A 16,106-nucleotide genomic window follows, 5' to 3' on the forward strand; every position below is an offset into this window, starting at 1 on the left:
AGCCGCCAAAATGGAGTCATGAGCAACGACGAGGGGGGCGTCACTCCGTCTCCGCTACCCCCGGGACCCCCGCCCGCCTACCCTCCTCCTGCACCTGGCTATGCCCCTCCACCGGCGTATGGATACCCGCCACCTGGGTATCAGCCACCGCCACCCGGATACCCGAGCCCGCCACCGGTTCCCTACTGGGTGACGCCGGTGCCGCCCGCCCTGAAACCCGGAGTCATCCCGTTGCGGCCGTTAGATCTGTCCGCCCTCTACAACGGAGCCGTCGCCGCCATCCGCGCCAATCCCAAAGCAACCATCGGGATCACGGCCGTCGTCGTGGTCATCAGCCAGCTGCTGACCTTCGCATTGCAGGCAGGCCCCATCATCGGGCTCCTGAGCGGCGCCGCCGGCTTCGACGCGAACAGTGACGACGCATTTGCCGCCGCATTCGGAATCGGGTACTTCGGCGGGGCACTCATTGGCTATGTGATCACCATTCTGGTCACCATTGTTCTCAGCGGCATGCTGACGGTCACCGTGGGCCGCTCCGTATTCGGCGAGCACACCACCCCCGCGGCAGCATGGCAGCGCGCCAAACCACGCATATGGGCCCTCATCGGGCTGGCATTCGCCTCGGGCCTACTGCTCGCCCTGCCCCTCGCGATCGGTATCTCCGGCGTAGTCGCGCTAGCGCTCACCGTCGGCCCCTGGGGCGCGGTACCGGCAGGTTTCGCACTCGGGTTCGGCTTCTTGGCGCTCTACTTCTACCTGATCCCGGTGTTCGCCCTCGCCTCACCAGTGCTGATCCTTGAGCGCCAGACCGTCTTCGGGGCGCTGAGCCGCTCGATGTCGTTGGTGCGCAAGAGCTACTGGCGCCTGCTGGGCATCCTGTTACTCACCTCGATCATCGTCGGCTTCGTGGCAGGCATCCTGGGAATGCCCTTCAGCATCGGCGGGCAGATCTCCATGGGCATGGGCACCTCGAACACCAGCAGCACGGCGATGATCCTGGGTCTGGCGCTCACGACTGTCGGTGTGATCATCGCCCAGATCATCACGCTGCCGTTCAACGCCGCGGTGAATGTGCTGCTCTACACCGATCAGCGGATGCGCACCGAGGCATTCGATCTGGTGCTGCAGACCGAGACCAGAACGCGAGAACGCCTCGGCCAGCCGGGCATCGACCCTGATGCGTTGTGGCTGCCCGCGTATCCCCCGGTTCAGGTGTAATGCCAGCCATCGACATCGACCGTGAATCCGCGGCCGAGGCAGCCCAGCACGAACTCGCGAAGCCGATTTACGAGCGCCCGTCGCCGCTCGACCGTCTGATCAATTGGATCATCGAGCACCTGGATTACCTGGAGTTCCGGGCCAGCGAGCTTCCCGGCGGCTGGTTCACCATTCTGGTGACCACGCTGATCCTCATCGCCGCCGTGGTGCTGTTGATCCGCATTGCCCGCCGCGCGGTTCGAACCAAGGGCGGCGGCGACTTCGGACTGTTCGAATCCGGCGAGCTGACCGCGGCAGAACACCGGGCGGCCGCCGAACTTGCCGCAGCCCAGGGCGATTGGGCATCGGCCATCCGGCACCGACTGCGTGCAGTGGCACGTCAGCTCGAGGAACGCACGATTCTGACGCCGGTGCCGGGCCGTACCGCCAACGAGCTGGCCGCCGACGCCGGGCGCGAATTGCCCTCGTTGGCAGCGGAATTCCGGTCCAGCGCGGAAATCTTCAACGACGTGAGCTACGGCGAACGTCCGGGCACCGAGAAGTCGTATCGCAAGATCGCCGAGTTGGACGACCACATCCGCGACGCCCCGGTCCTCGTCACCTCCGCGGATCCCGCTGTGACGACGGGTTGGGAGGCGGTGCGGTGACCACCAGCACCGCGACATCGCCACGCCTGCGGGACCGCTGGCGCACCTGGGCGTGGATACTCGCCGCCTTGACCGGCATCGTCGTCACCGCCCTGCTCGTCACCAAAACGCCTCGGCCTGAAGGCTACCTCGACCCGGATGCCGTCACCCAGCGTGGCGGGCACGCGCTCGCTCAATTGCTGCGCGACCGCGGCGTCACCGTCACACGCGCCACCACCATCTCCGAGGTCCGTGAAGCGATGCGCCCCGGCAGCCAACTCATGGTGCTGGACAACGGGAACATCTCCGACGAGATACTGGACGTCCTCGTCGAGCTTCCGGGGGACCGCCTGCTGCTGGCTCCCTTTTCCGCCACCCGAGAACGACTGGCCGCACAGGTACGCATCACCTCGTATCAAGGCAACGAGATCACCGAACCACGCTGCGACCTACGAGAAGCCCAGCGCGCCGGGGTAATTCAGACATACATCGGCCCCACCTATACATTCACCAGCCCAGGACCGGGCCAGGTCAGCTGCTATGCGGGCACGCTGGTGCGCTATCAGGACGGCAACCACACCATCACCGTGCTCGGTGATGACACCCCGCTGACCAACGTGCAACTGGCCAAGCAGGGCAACGCGGCGCTCGCCATGAATCTCGCCGGCCGCTCCTCCCACCTGGTGTGGTACGTACCCGAGCGGCCGAAGGTCGGCACCAGCGCCCAACCGAAATCAATGGGCGACCTGATCCCCAACCAGGTGAGCATGGCCATCTGGCAGCTCTGCATCGTCGTGCTGCTACTGGCCATCTGGCGCGGACGCCGCTTGGGACCCGTTGTCGCCGAGAAACTTCCGGTGATCGTACGTGCCTCGGAAACCACCGAGGGGCGGGGGCGGCTGTATCGTTCGCGCCGCGCCCGCGACCTCGCCTCCGACTCCCTACGCGAGGCGGCGCGGTACCGGATCGTGCGCCGGCTCGGCCTTCCCGTCGACGAGATACCACAGGTCATCACCGCCACGGTGGCAGAGCGAATCGGCAGGAATCCCGTGGAGATTCATCATGTGCTGTTCGGCCCCGTCCCGACGGACGACCAGCAGCTCAGCAATCTGACTCAGCAGCTTGACATCATCGAAAGGCAGGTCCGCGACTCGTGACGACACAGGCAACTTCCAGTGAGGACGCCGCACGCAATGCCCTCGCCGCGTTACGTGAGCAAATCGCCACCGTGGTCGTCGGACAGGACTCGGTGGTCAGCGGCCTGGTCGTCGCGCTGCTATGCCGCGGACACGTCCTGTTAGAAGGTGTACCGGGCGTCGCGAAAACCCTTTTGGTTCGCACACTCTCGGCGGCACTGTCCCTGGAGTTCAAGCGGGTGCAGTTCACCCCCGACCTGATGCCCGGCGACGTCACCGGGTCTCTGGTCTATGACGCACGCACCGCGGCATTCGAATTCCGCGCCGGTCCGGTGTTCACCAATCTGCTACTGGCCGACGAGATCAACCGCACCCCTCCCAAGACTCAAGCGGCGCTACTCGAGGCCATGGAAGAACGCCAGGTCACGGTCGACGGCACCCCACGCCCACTGCCTGATCCGTTCATCGTGGCCGCGACCCAGAACCCCATCGAGTACGAGGGCACCTACCAGCTGCCCGAAGCTCAGCTGGACCGCTTTCTGATGAAGCTCAATGTTTCCCTACCGGAACGTGATCAAGAGATTGCCATCCTGGAGCGGCACGCACAGGGCTTCGACCCCCGCAACCTGTCGCACGTCACCGCGGTGGCCTCGGCCGCCGACCTAGAGGCGGGTCGCGCCGCGGTGGGCCGGGTGCTGGTGGCTCCCGAGGTGCTCGCCTACGTGGTCGACGTCATCCGCGCCACCCGTCAGTCACCTTCGCTGCAGCTGGGCGCCTCCCCCCGTGCGGCGACGGCACTACTGGCGACATCCCGCGCGTGGGCCTGGCTGTCCGGTCGCAACTACGTCACTCCTGACGACGTCAAGGCCATGGCGCGCCCCACCCTGCGCCACCGCATCGGTCTGCGCCCCGAGGCCGAGCTGGAGGGCGCGACCTCGGACCGGGTTCTGGACGGCATCCTGGTCACGGTTCCGGTGCCGCGCTAGTGATTCTCACCGGACGCGCGGGATTGGCGGCGCTACTCAGCGCGCTGCTGATTCTGGTGTCGCCGTGGCCGGTTCGGCTGTTCTGGCTGCTGCTCCTGACGCTCGCGGTGCTGATTGTCGTCGATATCGCCGCCGCCGCCAGCCCACGCCGGCTGACATTTGTCCGATCAGGGCCCGATTCCATCCGACTTGGCGAATCCGCGGATATCGCCCTGCAGGTCCAGAATCCGGGGCGTCGGGCACGCGGATGGATCCGCGACAGTTGGGCACCGAGTATGCGCGCCACCCCGCGTGCGCATCGGTTGGATCTGCGCACCGGCGAACGCAGCCAGGTCGTTACCGCCTTGCGCCCCCTACGCCGTGGCGATCACAAGCCAGCGACCGTGACCGTGCGCACGGTGGGCCCACTCGGGCTGGCCGGGCGGCAGGGGCGTCACGACGTGCCGTGGCGGCTGCGGGTGCTGCCCCCGTTCCTAAGCCGCAAGCATCTACCATCCCGGCTAGCCAGACTGCGCGAGCTGGAGGGCGCCATCCCGGTCCTGATCCGTGGCCAAGGCACCGAATTCGACTCGCTGCGTGAATATGTCGTCGGCGACGATGTCCGTTCCATCGACTGGCGCGCCTCCGCCCGACGCAACGACGTGGTGGTGCGCACCTGGCGACCGGAACGAGACCGCCGCATCCTCGTCGTCCTGGACACCGGCCGCACCTCGGCGGGACGCATCGGCGTCGACCCCACCTCGGGCGATCCCTCCGGATGGCCCCGGCTGGATTGGGCGATGGACGCCGCATTGCTGTTGGTGGCATTGGCATCTCGTGCCGGAGATCGCGTCGATTTCCTGGCGCACGACCGTGCGGTGCGCTCGCAGGTATCGGGGGCGTCGCGCAACGAGCTGCTTCCACTGGTGGTCAACGCGATGGCGCCGCTGGAGCCGTCGCTTGTCGAGTCCGATGCTCGCGATCTTGTGGCCACCATCCGCCGCAGGTCCCGCCATCGGTCATTTATCGTGCTCCTGACCGACCTGAACCCGACAGCGCTGGAGGAGGGCCTGTTGCCGCTGCTTCCACAGCTGACCAGCCATCACCACCTGATGGTGGCCGCGGTCAGCGATCCGCGGGTCGACGACATGGTGATGCCCGAAAATGCCACGGCGCCAGGAAATATTCGGTCACTCGATGTCGAGCAGGTCTACGACGCGGCCGCGGCCGAACGTACCCGAGGAGAGCGACGGCGCATCGTCACGCTGCTGCGCCGGCAGGGTGTCGAGGTTGTCGATGCCCCGCCGGATGAGATCGCTCCGGCGCTGGCCGACCGGTACCTGTCGTTGAAAGCGTCCGGGCGCCTGTAACGCTCAGGACGCCGGCGCGTAGTCGGGAGCGTTTTCGATATCGCCGGATTCATTGGCCGCGACCCCGCGCCTCCCCAGAATCACGACATAGGCCAGGAACAGCACCTCGGCGATCACACCGATCCCGACGCGCGCGAACGTCGGTAGCGGCGATGGGGTGACCAGCGCCTCGATGAGACCGCTGACCAGCAGCACCCCAACCAGTCCGCCGGCCACCGACATGACGGCACGTCCCTGTTCGGCGAGGACCCGTCCACGGGGGCGGTCGCCGGGGTCAATCACTTTCCATCCCAGGCGCATTCCGGCGCCCGCGGCCAGGAACACCGCCGTCAGCTCTAACAGACCGTGCGGCAAGATCAAGCCGAAGAACACGTCGCCACGGCCCGCCGCGAGCATCAGTCCGCCCGCCAGGCCCAGATTCGCCGCGTTGAGGAACAGCACAAACGGGATCGGTATGCCCAGCAGCACGGCGAAAATGATGCACTGTGCCGCCACCCACGAGTTGTTGATCCACACGTGCAGTGCGAAGGCCGCCGCGGGATGTTCGCTGTAATAGTTTTCGAAGTCCTCATTCACCAGGTGCGCGATCTCATCGGGTGTCCCGATCACCGATTGCAGCTCGGGTGAATGCATTACCCAGATGCCGACCGCGACCGCCACCGCCATCGACCCGACCGCCGCACCCAGCCACCAGCGCCAGCTGCGGTAAGCGACCACCGGAAAGGACACCGTCCAGAATCGGATGAAATGACGCCACAGCGGGGCATGCTCGCCCGTGACGGCAGAACGCGCCCGAGCAACCAATGTCGACAGCCGTCCGACCAAGGCCGGATCCCCCGAGGACGACCGCACGGTCGACAGATGTGTCGACACCGTCTGGTACAGGTCGACCAGTTCATCGATCTCTAGCCCACTCAGGCTCCGCCTGCGCTTGAGCAGCAACTCCAGTCGGTCCCATGTCCCCCGGTGAGTGGCGACGAATGCGTCCACGTCCATCTGGCAAATACTAGTAGTCTCGGGGCATGTCGGAGTTGGTGACGGGCGACGCGGTTGTCTTGGACGTCAAGGTTGCCCAGCTCCCGGTGCGGGTCGTCTCCGCGTTCATCGACATCTTCGTCCAGGTGATCGTGCTGTACGCCGGCATCTTCGTCGTCGCGTTCTCGCTCTCGCAGTTCGACGAGGCACTGGCCGGGGCGCTCAGTATCGCCTATTCGGTGCTGGCACTCGTGGGCTATCCGGTCATCTGGGAGATGTCCACCCGGGGACGCTCCTTGGGCAAGATGGCCATGGGATTGCGCGTGGTATCCGATGACGGCGGCCCGGAACGCCTGCGGCAGGCCGTCATCCGCGCGCTCGCGGCCGTGGTGGAGATTTACCTGTTTATGGGCGCCCCGGCCGTCATCACCAGCCTGGTGTCGCCCCAGGGTAAGCGCCTCGGCGACATCTTCGCGGGCACGATGGTGATCAGCGAACGGGGACCCAAACTCCCTCCGCCCCCGGTCATGCCACCGCAGCTGGCTGCGTGGGCGCAGACGTTGCAACTGTCCGGGCTCACCACCGATCAGGCCAACCTGGTCCGTCAATTCCTCAACCGCGCAGGGCAATTGGCACCGCACACTCGAGACCAGATGCTCTATCAGATCTCCACCGACGTGCTCGCCAGCATCGCACCGCCCCCTCCGCCGGGTACTCCCCCACAGTTCATGCTTGCCGCGGTGCTGGCCGAACGTCACCTTCGGGCCCTCGAGCAGATGCAGCCGTCCTATCCCCCAGCCCCATTGCCGGAACCGCCGGTGGACTGGGCCGCACCATCCGCCCCGCCGCCCCCAGCATCAGCAGTGCCGGAGCCCTCCGAGTCACCCCGAGGGCCTTCGGGTTTCGCCACACCTGGCTGATTTCGAGCCGATGTCTTCGCATAGAGCGCGCCGCCCAGGGTCGCCGCGACGACCGTGACAAGCGCGCCCAGGATGAGCGCCGCGGCCTCACCGTGTATCAGTGACTGCTGCTGCTCACCGATCGCGGCCGCGGCGATGGGCACGCCGAGCTGAGCGGCGGCCAAGGCACCCAGCGACAACGGCTGTCCAAAGATCCGGCCCACCACGTGCGCCAACACTGCCGCGCTACCCAGCCCCAGACCCAGCAGCATGAGCTTGGGGTTCTCACCGAGCTCGCGCACGTGCAGCGACGCCCCGAGCCAGACGAAGAACAGCGGCGAGAAGAAGCCTTCGGTGAATCCGAAGAGCTGCTTGGCAAGGCGGCGTGGTTCCCCGATGCCCGCGACGACAAGACCCAGGGCGAATCCGGCCAGCATGATCGATACATGGGTTTCCACGGCCAGCGCCGCCAGCCCAAAGACGATGGCCAGGCTGATCCGCAGCTCCATGGCCACTCGGCGCTGCTTCGAATAGTCGTGGAACCGATCGAGCGTTCCAGCCTGATCGAGCGCGCGCAGGACCACGAAGACAATGCCCGCGCACGCCGCGACCGCCACCGCGCCGACCGCCGCGCGGGGGGCGTGCTTGAGATCGATGACCAAGGGCAGCAGCACAATCGAGGCGGTATCGGCGATGGCCACCTGGGCGGTGGTGCTCAGCACCTTGGGGCCATCAAGGCTCAGCGAGTCGATGATAGGCAGTACCAGTGCCGCCGATGAGGAGGCGATGAGAACCGCGTACAGCGGCGCATGCCCCGTGTGGAATGCGCTGGCCAGCAACACACCCAACACCGCACCGGCCACGCCCACCACGACAGCGCGCAGCGCCGCCTTCGGCAGTGCCGCCACCATGGTCTTATCGCGAATCGGCACATGCGTGCCTGCCACGAACATGACCAGCGCGAATCCGACGTCGGCGAACATCTTGAACGTTGGATCGAAGGCGTCGATCCAACCAAATCCGGTGCGGCCGATGACGATTCCGGCGAGAAGTTCGCCGATGACCACGGGGATCCGCAGTCGCGTATTGAGCGCTAACAGCGGCCCCACCATTCCGACGACGACGACGATCGCCAGCGTTGGGAAACCGAAGCCAGTCATGGAGTTACTGCCACGAGACCAGATGGCAGGGAATGTCGGTGTTTTCGTCGGATATATAGCTCGCGCAGACCCGGTGGTAACCGTCCGCGATCTCCAGCCGCGCTCCTGAGCCCGCATTCCCCCGCACCAGCAAGATCGGGGACAGCGCCTTGTCCTTGGCGATCTTCGCGAGGTCGCGGGCCACGTGGGCATTGGTCTTGGGCAGCATGTCCAGGTGAGCCGCCCGCAGGATGTCCTTGGCCTTGCGGTACTCCAGCGTCGCATTGCGCAGCGCCTTCACGGTCCGCTTCACCACATCGGCCTCACCGACGAGCGTCAGGTAATCCACGGCCGCCGCATAGTCATGGTCCTCGGGTTGTTCCAGCCACTTCACCGTCATGGCGGTCACCCTACGGCGCATGTCTGGCAGCAGCCCGGAAAATCGTCGCCGAAAGTTTTCGTTGCATCACGATCGATTCCGATATATCGTTAACTATCGAGAGGCGATACCGCCTCCTCCCAAGCACTAAGGAGCAACACAATGACTTCCCATGAAGAAAGGGCCGATCAGTTCCGGCCCGACACACCCTTTGGTTTCGGATTCGGTTTCGACCCCACACGTCGCGGACCAGGTCGGCGCCACGGCGGTCGTCAGCACGACTGCGATCCGCGCGGCGAGTTCCAGGAGCAAGCCTGGGCCGGTCGTCGCAGACCCGGCGCGTTCATGGAACGCGGGTTCGGACGTGGATTCGGTCCCGGCTTTGGTCCCTTCGGATTCGGTTTAGGTGACCCGCAGCGTGGACGCGGACGGGGACGTGGCCAGCGCGGCGACGTCCGGGCCGCCATCCTGGCGCTGCTCGCCGAACGCCCGATGCACGGCTACGAGATGATCCGCGAGATCGCCGAACGCAGTAACAACATCTGGCGGCCGAGCCCCGGTTCGGTGTATCCGACACTGCAACTGCTCGTCGACGAGGGCCTCATCGTTGAGGCCGAGGGCAGCGGCAGTCGCAAGCAGTTCGACCTGACTGCCGAGGGCCGCGAGGCGGCCGAAAAACTCGACACCCCGCCCTGGGACAAGATCAACGAAGGCGCCGATCCCTCGGTGCTCGATCTTCGTTCGGCACTCGGCCAGCTGATGGGTGCGGTCGCGCAGTCGGCCCACGCGGCCTCAGCCGAGCAGCAGCAGCGGATCATCGAGATCGTCAACTCTGCCCGCAAGCAGATCTACGGCATCTTGGGTGAGACCGACTGAGCCTGTCCTACGGTTCCACCACGTGGCCCGTAACGGCCCCTCGCACATCGGGGGCGCCGAGGCGGGCCGCGTCGGCGGTTCTGTCGTCCGGCGCGCGTTGCGATTCACGCTCGGCGGCAATGCGTTTCTGATAATGCTCAACCTCGCGGTCGATGTCGGCCGCATCCCAGCCGAGCACCGGAGCCACCAGCTCGGCGGCCTCCCGGGCCGCCGCATCGCCGCGATCCCATGTCTCGATGGAGATCCGTGTCCTGCGGGCAAGCACATCGTCCAGATGCAGGGCGCCCTCGTGGCTCGCGGCATAGACGATCTCCGCCTTCATGTACGACGGGGCGCTGTCCATCGGCATACCCAGCTTCGGGTCACTGTCGATGAGTCCGAGCACCTCGTCGATCATCGACCCGTATCGGCCGAGTAGATGCTCGACGGTGTTCACCCGTAGGCCGTTGCGCGCCGCCACCCGCTCGCGCGCGTTCCACAGCGCGCCATAGCCTTCGGCTCCCAGAAGCGGCACCCGCTCGGTGATCGATGGTGGCACCATCCGCTCCAGACCATGCACGGCATGGTCGACGGCATCCTTGGCCATCACGCGGTACGTGGTGTACTTGCCGCCCGCGATCATGGTCAGACCCTTGACCGGACTCGCCACCGCGTGCTCACGCGACAGCTTGCTCGTCGAATCGGATTCCCCCGAAAGTAGCGGGCGCAGGCCGGCATACACACCGACCACGTCATCGCGATCCAGCGGGTCGGCCAACAGCGTATTCGCATGTTCCAGGAGGTAGTCGATGTCGGACTGGCTCGCCGCGGGATGCGCCAGGTCCAGATCCCAGTCGGTATCGGTGGTTCCGATGATCCAATGACTGCCCCAGGGGATGACGAAAAGCAGGCTCTTCTCGGTGCGGGTGATGATGCCCGCCGACGAGTTGATGCGGGCCCTGGGCACCAGGATGTGCACGCCCTTGGAGGCGCGCACATTGAACTGCCCTCGGCCACCGACCATCTGCTGAATCTCGTCGGTCCATACGCCCGCGGCATTGATGGTCTGCCGGGCGCGGACCTCGAACTCACGACCGCTTTCCAGGTCACGCACCCGAACACCGACGACCTCGTCGCGCTCGCGCAGAAACCCGATCACGCGGGTGCTCGTCGCACAGACCGCGCCGTATCGTGCGGCGGTTCGCGCCAAAGTCATGGTGTGCCGGGCATCGTCCACCTGGCCCTCATAGAACTTGATCGCACCACGCACGTTCGCCCGGTTGGCCGACGGGAACGCCTCGATGGTCTTGTGCCGACCCAGATGCCGCATGTGCGAGGGCACCCCGCGGCCGGCACCCATGATGTCGTACACACCGATGCCCAGCCCGGCGTACGCTCTGTCGATTACCGGAGCCGACAGCGGGTACAGGAACGGCACCGGGTGCGCCAGGTGCGGCGCCAGGGTCTTGAGCACCAACTGACGCTCGCGCAACGCCTCGAACACCAATGAGAAGTTGAACTGTTCGAGATACCGCAGGCCGCCGTGGAACAGCTTCGACGAACGACTGGAGGTACCCGCCGCGTAGTCCCGCGCCTCCACCAAACCTGTTGTCAAACCCCGGGTTATCGCATCGAGTGCGATACCCGATCCGGTGACTCCGCCTCCGATGACGAGAATGTCCAGCTCTTCGGCCTCCAGCCGAGCCAGCGCTTGCGCGCGGCCCGCCGGACTCAACGGTTCGATTTTGTCGCTCATGAGACATCAACCCAATCCAGGGTGCGCTGGACGGCCTTCTTCCAGCCCGAGAACCCTTCGGCACGCTGCTGTTCGGTGATCGACGAGCTCCACCGCTCGTCTTCCAGCCAGTTCTGTCGCAGGTCGTCGGCGTCCTTCCAGAAGCCGGCCGCCAGACCCGCCGCATAGGCCGCACCGAGCGCAGTGGTCTCGGCGACAACGGGTTTGACGACCTCCACACCGAGAGTATCGGCCTGGATCTGCATGCAGAGCTTGTTGGCGGTGATACCGCCGTCGACCTTGAGCACCTCGAGGTGGACACCCGAATCGGCCTCCATGGCCTCGACCACTTCGCGACTTTGGTAGCAGATCGCTTCCAAGGTGGCACGCGCCAGATGCGCATTGGTGTTGAACCGCGACATGCCCACGATGGCCCCGCGCGCGTCCGAACGCCAGTACGGTGCAAACAATCCCGAGAACGCGGGGACAAAGTACATACCTCCGCTGTCCGGCACCTGCCGCGCCAAATCCTCACTCTCGGCGGCGCCGCTGATGATCCCCAGCTGATCGCGCAGCCACTGCACGGCAGATCCGGTCACCGCGATCGAGCCTTCCAGGGCGTATACGGGTTTGTTGTCGGCGAACTGGTAGCACACCGTGGTCAACAGCCCGTTCTTGGAGCGCACCAGATCCTCGCCGGTATTGAGCAGCAGGAAGTTGCCGGTGCCGTAGGTGTTCTTCGCCTCACCGGCCTCCAGACAGACCTGACCGACCATGGCCGCCTGCTGGTCGCCCAGGTCACCGGTAAGAGGCACCTCGCCCCGCACTGGGCCCGAAAGCTGGGTAACGCCATACGGCTCCGGCGAGGACGAAGGTCGGATCTGCGGCAGCATCTGCCGCGGCACCCCGAAGAAGCCCAGTAGCTCGTCGTCCCAGTCCAACGTCTCCAGGTTCATCAACATGGTGCGACTGGCGTTGGTGACGTCGGTGACGTGCACACCACCGTCAACTCCCCCGGTCAGGTTCCACAGTAGCCAGCTGTCGGTGGTGCCGAAGATGGCTTCGCCGTTCTCCGCGTCGCGGCGCACCCCGTCGACATTCTCCAGAATCCACTGGATCTTTCCGCCAGAGAAGTACGTCGCGGGCGGCAATCCCGCCTTGCGCCGGATCACGTCACCGCGTCCGTCACGACCCAGCGCCGAGGCGATGCGGTCGGTACGGGTGTCCTGCCACACGATGGCGTTGTAGTACGGCCGACCGGTGTGCTTGTTCCACACCAGCGTTGTCTCACGCTGATTGGTAATGCCCAGCGCAACAAGGTCAATGGAGCCGAGGCCGGTCGAGTTCAACGCGGTGGTCAGCACCGAAGCGGTGCGCTCCCAGATTTCCACGGGGTTGTGCTCCACCCAACCCGCCTGCGGCAAGATCTGCTGATGCTCCAGCTGGTGGCGCCCCATCACCTCGCCGGCGTGGTTGAAGATCATGGCACGCGTGCTCGTGGTGCCCTGATCGATCGATGCCACGAAATCAGCCATTGGCAAACTCCTCTGTATGCGATGGGGATTGAGCGAGAAAATCTTCGTCTGCGGGTAGGAAGGGTTCCACCAGGTATCGGTACAGCGCGGCGCCCAGCAGACCGCCGATGAGCGGTCCGACGATGGGCACCCACCAGTACTGCGCGCCGTGCTGGTCCACAAACGCAGTATCGAATCCGGTGAGATAGGACGCGAGCCGCGGGCCGAAATCGCGGGCCGGGTTGATCGCATACCCGGCGATCGACCCCCATGCCATGCCGAGCCCCACGACCACACCGCCGATCGCGAACGGTGCCAGGCTCTCGGGCATCCGGATGTTGCGCCTGTCGGTGATCGCGAAGATCAGGAACAACAAGATGGCGGTACCGATGATCTGGTCGCGCAGGCCACCCCACAGACTGACGTCGAGCGCGCCGTTACCCGGCAGCGTGGAGAACACGCCCTGCGTGGCAATGGTGTGCCCCGGATCGACGGCGGTCAGCACACTGCCGTAGTTCCACCGCACCAATAGCGCCGCCACAAAAGCTCCTGCGGTCTGGGCGGCGATGAAGGGCAACACCTGTTTCCCCGGGAAATCACGAAAGGCCGCCAATGCCACGGTGACGGCCGGGTTCAGGTGGGCACTGGATACCCGGCCGGCCACGAAAATCCCCAGAGTGACGCCGATGCCCCAGGCCCAGGCGATGGAGTTGTGATTGCCGTAGTCCTGGTCACCCGCCGTGACCACCTGGGCGACGACACCGACTCCGAACAGAATCAGAATCAGCGTGCCGACGAACTCCGCGGCCAGCTGGCCCATGTGCCTCATGTCACCGAATCTAGGAGTGGGTGTCACCGGTCACAATAGACTGCATTCGGCATTGTCGAACGATCTTGACGGTTTCTGACTAGCCTGGGCACCGATGCCCGGTTCTGTGCAGGCAGTCGAGCGAGCGGCGGCGATCCTGCGAGTCCTGGCCGACAGCCCCGAGCCGCTGGGTGTCGGCCAGGTGGCGCGTGCGCTGGGGCTGCCCAAGCCCACCGCCCACGGACTGATTCGCACGCTCTACGAGGTCGGATTCGTCGGTCAGGATCCGGGCACCAGCCGGTACTTCCAGTCCGGGGTCATCGCCGCACCTCTCGTCGAGCACAGCGCCAGCGTGATTCGCGCCCAGTCGCTGAACTACGCCGACTCCCTGGCGGCCCGATCATCGGAAGCCGTGCATGTCGCCGTGCTGGAGGGCACCGACGCTGTGATCGCTCATCACGTCTTCGGGCCCAACACATCTCGTGACACCGTGGAAGTCGGCACCCACTGGCCCGCCTATGCCTGTGCGCTCGGCAAGGTGCTGCTGGCATTTCGGCCCGCGGCGGCCGATGCGGCCCTGGCCGCATCTCTTGAGCCCATGACGTATCGAACCGTCAGCACACCAACACAATTGAGCCGTCAGCTGACCGCGACACGGACTTCGGGGTGGGCCTGCGACGCCGGCGAGCTGTGGGTCGACAAAGCCGGTGTCGCCGCACCGATCCGGGCGCGTGGCGGTTTGGTCATCGCGGCGATCGGGATCAGCGGGCCGATCGAGCGGGTCTGTGATCATCGGCTCGCACCCAGATCCCGGCTGGTGCAGGAGGTGACGCGCGTGGCACGGGTGATCTCGGCCAACTTCGGATACCGGGTGCCTCGATGACACGTTATGTCGCGGCGATAGACCAGGGCACCACCTCAACACGCTGCATCCTGTTCGACCACGACGGACAGCTGGTTTCGGTAGCGCAGTACGAGCATCGCCAACATCACCCGCGCCCCGGCTGGGTCGAGCATGACGCGTCGGAGATCTGGCGCACCACCAAACGTGTTCTGGAAGAGTCGATCTCTACCGCCGATGCCGAGCCTGCCGATATCGCCGCCCTCGGCATCACCAATCAGCGGGAATCCACGGTGCTATGGGACCGTGAAACCGGGCGGCCCGTGGCACGGTCGATCGTCTGGACCGATACGCGCACCGAGACCCTGGTACGGCAGCTTGCCGCCGAGCACGGCGGCCGGGCGCGCGAGCTGTCGGGGCTATCCTTCGAGACCTACTTCTCCGGCCCGAAAATCCGGTGGCTGCTGGATTCCGATCCGACGCTCAAGGCCAGAGCCCATGCCGGCGAGCTGATGTTCGGAACGATGGACACCTGGGTGGCATGGAACCTGACCGGCGGAGCAGACGGCGGCGCACACGTCACCGACGTCACCAACGCCAGCCGCACCATGCTGATGGACCTGCGAACCTTGCAGTGGAGCGATGAGTTGTTGTCCATCATGGACATTCCCCGCTCACTACTCCCAGAAATACGGCCCTGCGTTGGCGATTTCGGGAAAACTCGCACGGTGACACCGGGAATATCGATCGGCGCCATGATCGGCGATCAGCAGGCCGCCCTGTTCGGGCATACGTGTTTCCTGCCCGGGGAAGGCAAGTGCACCTTGGGAACCGGCGGCTTCGTGCTGCTCAACACTGGTGACACACCGGTGCGTTCGGGCAACGGCATGGTCACCACGGTGGGCTATCAGATCCGTGACGAACCGCCGGTCTACGCACTGGAAGGATCCATCGCCACCACCGGCTCACTAGTGCAGTGGCTACGCGACGGCCTCGGACTGATCAGCGTCCCCTCGGAGGTGGAGACGCTGGCCCTCAGTGTTCCCGACAACGGGGGCTGTTACATCGTGCCTGCCTTCTACGGAATGTTCGCGCCCTATTGGGAGCCCGCGGCGCGCGGCGTGATCGCCGGGCTGACGGCCTACGTCACCAAGGGGCATCTCGCACGTGCCGTGCTGGAAGCAACCGCGTGGCAAGTGCACGATGTCATCGACGTGATGCAGGTCGATGCCGGAGTATCGCTGTCCAGCCTGCAGGTCGACGGGGGTATGACCGCCAACAACCTGCTGATGCAGACCCTGGCTGACGTGGTCGACGTCCCCATTCTGCGCACCACAGTCGCCGAGACCGTATCGCTGGGCGCTGCCTACGCCGCCGGACTGTCGGTCGGATTCTGGAAGAACAAGGAGGAGCTGCGGCGCCACGGCCACCGCGCGGGCCAATGGATACCGCGTCTGGCCGCTGACACCCGCGCCACCGAGCTCGCGAATTGGCGCCTGGCAGTTAATAACACGTTGAATTGGAATACCGCATCACCACGAGTCACGTAAGGATCGTGTAAACCCCCGCCTCGTCTGCACACCGAAAAGCCTTGCTATTCAGCTATTTCAGCTACTTCGCAGCATTTCTGTGAGCACGGTTACAGG

At 65.4% G+C, this 16,106-nt stretch carries 14 protein-coding genes and 1 pseudogene; 9 read left to right on the top strand and 6 right to left on the bottom strand.

Going from position 1 to position 16,106, the window contains the following annotated elements:
- Positions 1 to 189 precede the first annotated feature (189 nt).
- Genes B4394_RS20380 through B4394_RS20400 form a run of 5 tightly spaced genes read left to right on the top strand, consistent with a single transcriptional unit; the run spans position 190 to position 5,315 of the window.
- Positions 190 to 1,218 (top strand): glycerophosphoryl diester phosphodiesterase membrane domain-containing protein, encoded by a 1,029-nt coding sequence (locus B4394_RS20380; RefSeq protein WP_078316105.1) that lies wholly within the window; start codon positions 190 to 192, stop codon positions 1,216 to 1,218.
- Positions 1,218 to 1,865, top strand: a complete 648-nt coding sequence (locus tag B4394_RS20385) for a DUF4129 domain-containing protein (RefSeq protein WP_078316106.1) — start codon at positions 1,218 to 1,220, stop codon at positions 1,863 to 1,865. The genes B4394_RS20380 and B4394_RS20385 overlap by 1 nt, the downstream gene beginning before the upstream one ends.
- Positions 1,862 to 3,001: a DUF4350 domain-containing protein gene (locus B4394_RS20390; RefSeq protein WP_078316107.1), complete on the top strand. Its 1,140-nt coding sequence runs from the start codon at positions 1,862 to 1,864 to the stop codon at positions 2,999 to 3,001. Before B4394_RS20385 ends, B4394_RS20390 begins: the two co-directional genes overlap by 4 nt.
- Positions 2,998 to 3,966: an AAA family ATPase gene (locus B4394_RS20395; protein ID WP_078316108.1), complete on the top strand. Its 969-nt coding sequence runs from the start codon at positions 2,998 to 3,000 to the stop codon at positions 3,964 to 3,966. Before B4394_RS20390 ends, B4394_RS20395 begins: the two co-directional genes overlap by 4 nt.
- On the top strand, positions 3,966 to 5,315 hold the full coding sequence (locus tag B4394_RS20400) for a DUF58 domain-containing protein (protein WP_078311606.1): 1,350 nt from the start codon (positions 3,966 to 3,968) through the stop codon (positions 5,313 to 5,315). Before B4394_RS20395 ends, B4394_RS20400 begins: the two co-directional genes overlap by 1 nt.
- 3 nt (positions 5,316 to 5,318) lie before the next feature.
- Here the strand turns inward: B4394_RS20400 and B4394_RS20405 are convergent, their stop codons facing one another.
- Positions 5,319 to 6,311 carry a stage II sporulation protein M gene (locus B4394_RS20405; RefSeq protein WP_078316109.1) on the bottom strand — a complete coding sequence of 331 codons (993 nt, stop codon included), beginning with the start codon at positions 6,309 to 6,311 and terminating at the stop codon, positions 5,319 to 5,321.
- Positions 6,312 to 6,442: 131 nt separating this feature from the next.
- Between B4394_RS20405 and B4394_RS25835 the strand changes: the two are divergent.
- Positions 6,443 to 6,709 (top strand): annotated as a pseudogene (locus B4394_RS25835) (RDD family protein); the annotation flags it as partial.
- A 368-nt stretch (positions 6,710 to 7,077) separates the two neighbouring features.
- Here B4394_RS25835 and B4394_RS20415 read toward each other — a convergent pair.
- Positions 7,078 to 8,349: a cation:proton antiporter gene (locus B4394_RS20415; RefSeq protein ID WP_078316110.1), complete on the bottom strand. Its 1,272-nt coding sequence runs from the start codon at positions 8,347 to 8,349 to the stop codon at positions 7,078 to 7,080.
- Positions 8,350 to 8,353: 4 nt separating this feature from the next.
- Positions 8,354 to 8,728 carry a hypothetical protein gene (locus tag B4394_RS20420; RefSeq protein WP_078316149.1) on the bottom strand — a complete coding sequence of 125 codons (375 nt, stop codon included), beginning with the start codon at positions 8,726 to 8,728 and terminating at the stop codon, positions 8,354 to 8,356.
- Positions 8,729 to 8,869: 141 nt separating this feature from the next.
- Here B4394_RS20420 and B4394_RS20425 point away from each other — a divergent pair, with 141 nt between their 5' ends.
- Positions 8,870 to 9,583: a PadR family transcriptional regulator gene (locus B4394_RS20425; protein ID WP_078316111.1), complete on the top strand. Its 714-nt coding sequence runs from the start codon at positions 8,870 to 8,872 to the stop codon at positions 9,581 to 9,583.
- Positions 9,584 to 9,590: 7 nt separating this feature from the next.
- On the opposite strand, the gene B4394_RS20430 is transcribed toward B4394_RS20425, so the two are convergent.
- Genes B4394_RS20430 through B4394_RS20440 form a run of 3 tightly spaced genes read right to left on the bottom strand, consistent with a single transcriptional unit; the run spans position 9,591 to position 13,631 of the window.
- Complete coding sequence (locus tag B4394_RS20430) at positions 9,591 to 11,318, bottom strand: glycerol-3-phosphate dehydrogenase/oxidase (RefSeq protein ID WP_078316112.1); 1,728 nt, start codon at positions 11,316 to 11,318, stop codon at positions 9,591 to 9,593.
- The gene (gene glpK / locus B4394_RS20435; protein ID WP_078316113.1) at positions 11,315 to 12,832 is read right to left on the bottom strand and encodes a glycerol kinase GlpK; all 1,518 of its coding nucleotides are present in this window, start codon (positions 12,830 to 12,832) and stop codon (positions 11,315 to 11,317) included. The genes B4394_RS20430 and glpK (B4394_RS20435) overlap by 4 nt, the downstream gene beginning before the upstream one ends.
- Entirely contained in the window at positions 12,825 to 13,631 is an 807-nt protein-coding gene (locus B4394_RS20440; protein WP_078316114.1) for an MIP/aquaporin family protein, read from the bottom strand. The genes glpK (B4394_RS20435) and B4394_RS20440 overlap by 8 nt, the downstream gene beginning before the upstream one ends.
- Positions 13,632 to 13,734: 103 nt before the next feature.
- On the opposite strand from B4394_RS20440, the gene B4394_RS20445 reads away from it, so the two are divergent.
- Entirely contained in the window at positions 13,735 to 14,502 is a 768-nt protein-coding gene (locus B4394_RS20445; RefSeq protein ID WP_078316115.1) for an IclR family transcriptional regulator, read from the top strand.
- Entirely contained in the window at positions 14,499 to 16,010 is a 1,512-nt protein-coding gene (gene glpK / locus B4394_RS20450) for a glycerol kinase GlpK (RefSeq protein WP_078316116.1), read from the top strand. Before B4394_RS20445 ends, glpK (B4394_RS20450) begins: the two co-directional genes overlap by 4 nt.
- Positions 16,011 to 16,106: the final 96 nt, after the last annotated feature.

This window comes from Mycobacterium sp. D16Q16, from assembly GCF_002013745.1.
In the GTDB taxonomy this organism is placed as follows: Bacteria; Actinomycetota; Actinomycetes; order Mycobacteriales; family Mycobacteriaceae; genus Mycobacterium.